This window comes from Albidovulum sp., from assembly GCF_049646345.1.
Lineage (GTDB): Bacteria > Pseudomonadota > Alphaproteobacteria > Rhodobacterales > Rhodobacteraceae > Albidovulum.
On record NZ_JBARVQ010000099.1, the window covers coordinates 1 to 2,617 of the forward strand.

Consider the following 2,617-nt stretch of genomic DNA (forward strand, 5'->3'; position numbering starts at 1 on the left):
GAACATGGAACCCTGTGGCTGCTGCTGCTGCCCGCCCGGTCCCCATGCCGCTCGCGCTCAATGCCACGCCCCCTGCGATGAAGTTTCGTCGCTGCATCCTGTCCCACCTCTGGTTTATCCTGCCCACTTTTGCAGAAATTCAGGTCAGGGGGAAACCCGGTAAGGTGAATGAAAAAGGCCCGCCATTTGGCGGGCCTTTTCTGATCGATGTGCTGATGCTCAGAGTTTGTCGGTCAGTTCCGGCACAGCGGCAAAGAGGTCGGCGACAAGGCCGTAATCGGCGACCTGGAAGATCGGCGCCTCTTCGTCCTTGTTGATCGCGACGATGACCTTGCTGTCCTTCATGCCCGCAAGGTGCTGGATCGCGCCCGAGATGCCGACGGCGACATAGAGGTTCGGCGCCACGACCTTGCCGGTCTGGCCGACCTGCCAGTCGTTCGGGGCGTAACCGGAATCCACCGCAGCACGCGAGGCACCGACCGCTGCGCCGAGCTTGTCGGCGAGCTTCTCGATCAGCGCAAAGTCGGCTTCCGACCCCACACCGCGACCGCCCGAGACGACGATCCCGGCCGAGGTCAGTTCCGGACGGTCGCTGGCCGCGACCTTGTCCTCGACCCATTCCGACAGGCCCGGATTGGTGGCAGCACCGATGGTTTCGACCGAGGCAGACCCGCCCTGACCGGCCGGATCGAAGGTCGATGTGCGGATCGAGACGACTTTCTTCGCGTCCGTCGACTTCACCGTCTGGATCGCGTTGCCAGCATAAATCGGCCGTTCGAACGTATCGCCATCGACGACGCCCGAGACGTCCGAGATGACCATCACGTCAAGAAGGGCGGCCACGCGCGGCAGCACGTTTTTGGCATCTGTCGTCGCGGGCGCGATGATATGCGAATAGTCGCCAGCGAGCGAGGCGATCAGCGCCGCGGTCGGTTCGGCCAGACGATGGCCGAGCGAGGCATCCTCGGCGCAGAGCACCTTTTTGACGCCGTCGAGTTTCGCCGCTTCAGCCGCCGCGTCGGCCGCCTTGGCGCCGGCGCAAAGAACGGTCACATCGCCCAGCATCTTGGCGGCAGTCAGGGCTTTCGCGGTGGCATCGACGGAAAGGTGCCCGTCAGTCACTTCACCCAGGAGAAGAACAGCCATCAGATCACCCCCGCTTCGTCTTTGAGTTTCGCGATCAGCTCGTCAACCGAGCCCACTTTGACGCCCGCCTTGCGACCTGCCGGTTCCACCGTCTTGACGATGGTCAGGCGCGGGGTGACATCGACGCCGTAATCGGCGGCGGTTTTCTCTTCCAGCGGCTTCTTTTTCGCCTTCATGATGTTTGGCAGCGAAGCATAGCGCGGCTCGTTCAGGCGCAGGTCGACGGTCACGATGGCAGGCATCTTGACCTTGATCGTCTGCAGACCGCCATCAACCTCGCGCGTCACGACGGCGCTGTCGCCTTCGAGTTTCAGCTCGGAGGCGAATGCCGCCTGCGACCAGCCGAGAAGTGCGGACAGCATCTGGCCGGTGGCGTTCATGTCGTTGTCGATCGCCTGCTTGCCGCAAAGCACGATGCCCGGGCCTTCGGCCTCGACCACAGCTTTCAAGAGCTTGGCGACGGCCAGGGGCTCAATATCGGTGTGCACGTCATCGGCCGCTTCGATCAGGATCGCACGGTCGGCACCCATCGCGAGTGCCGTGCGCAGGGTTTCCTGCGCCTGCTTGACGCCGATCGAGACCACGATGATCTCTTCCGCCTCGCCGCGTTCCTTGATGCGGATCGCCTCTTCGACGGCAATCTCGTCGAACGGGTTCATCGACATTTTGACATTGGCAAGATCGACACCCGATCCGTCCGCTTTGACGCGAACCTTCACGTTGTAGTCGATCACCCGCTTGACAGGCACAAGTACCTTCATGGGCTTGATCTCCCTTAATACCGAAGCCGCCCGCGCCCGGACGGCAAGAAAAGCTCCCGGACGTCACTTAGCGGTTCTGCGGCTGCGAAAACAGTGCAAAATCGACGCGCTTTGTCGCATCGACGCCACGTTTTGAAAGGCGGTGCCCGAGGCGCTGTGTTGTGATAGGCTTTGCGGGCGCAGACAGGGAGGGTCGCGATGGAAAAGGTGACCGGTTTTGGTGGCTTCTTCTTTCGGTCGGAAAACCCCGGCGAACTTGCGAAGTGGTATCACGATCATCTGGGGATCGATCCGGTGCCGGGTGATTACGGCACGCCCTGCTGGCAGCAGGAGGCTGGCGCGACCGTTTTCGCGCCGTTCGAAAAGGCGACCGATTATTTCGGCAATCTCGAAAAGCAGTTCATGCTGAATTTTCGGGTACGGGATCTCGACGCGATGATCGCGCAGCTGGAAGCTGCGGGCATCGAGGTGCGGCGCGACCCGAATTCGCCCTATCCCAATGGCAGCTTCGCCTGGCTCAACGACCCCGAAGGAAACCCGATCGAGTTGTGGCAGCCTGTTTGAACGCCCGACGAATATGATTGTAAGGTGGGTTTAGAGCGTGTTGCGCCTAATCGGTTTCATATCCTGCGGCCTTGAAGAAGTTGTAGCATTCCTCCTCGGTGAAGAGGTCGCAGACCTGCCCTGCGGCGCGCCAGAGGTCGTCATAA

Annotated in this window: 3 protein-coding genes; 1 reads left to right on the forward strand and 2 read right to left on the reverse strand. The window is 61.5% G+C overall.

The features are described 5' to 3' along the window. Positions 1–219: 219 nt before the first annotated feature. On the reverse strand, positions 220–1,146 hold the full coding sequence (locus WBB85_RS02525) for an electron transfer flavoprotein subunit alpha/FixB family protein (protein WP_432637050.1): 927 nt from the start codon (positions 1,144–1,146) through the stop codon (positions 220–222). Beyond that, on the reverse strand, positions 1,146–1,907 hold the full coding sequence (locus WBB85_RS02530) for an electron transfer flavoprotein subunit beta/FixA family protein (protein ID WP_432637051.1): 762 nt from the start codon (positions 1,905–1,907) through the stop codon (positions 1,146–1,148). Before WBB85_RS02530 ends, WBB85_RS02525 begins: the two co-directional genes overlap by 1 nt. Before the next feature lie 198 nt (positions 1,908–2,105). On the opposite strand from WBB85_RS02530, the gene WBB85_RS02535 reads away from it, so the two are divergent. Further along, positions 2,106–2,471 (forward strand): VOC family protein, encoded by a 366-nt coding sequence (locus WBB85_RS02535; RefSeq protein WP_432637052.1) that lies wholly within the window; start codon positions 2,106–2,108, stop codon positions 2,469–2,471. Positions 2,472–2,617 lie beyond the last annotated feature (146 nt).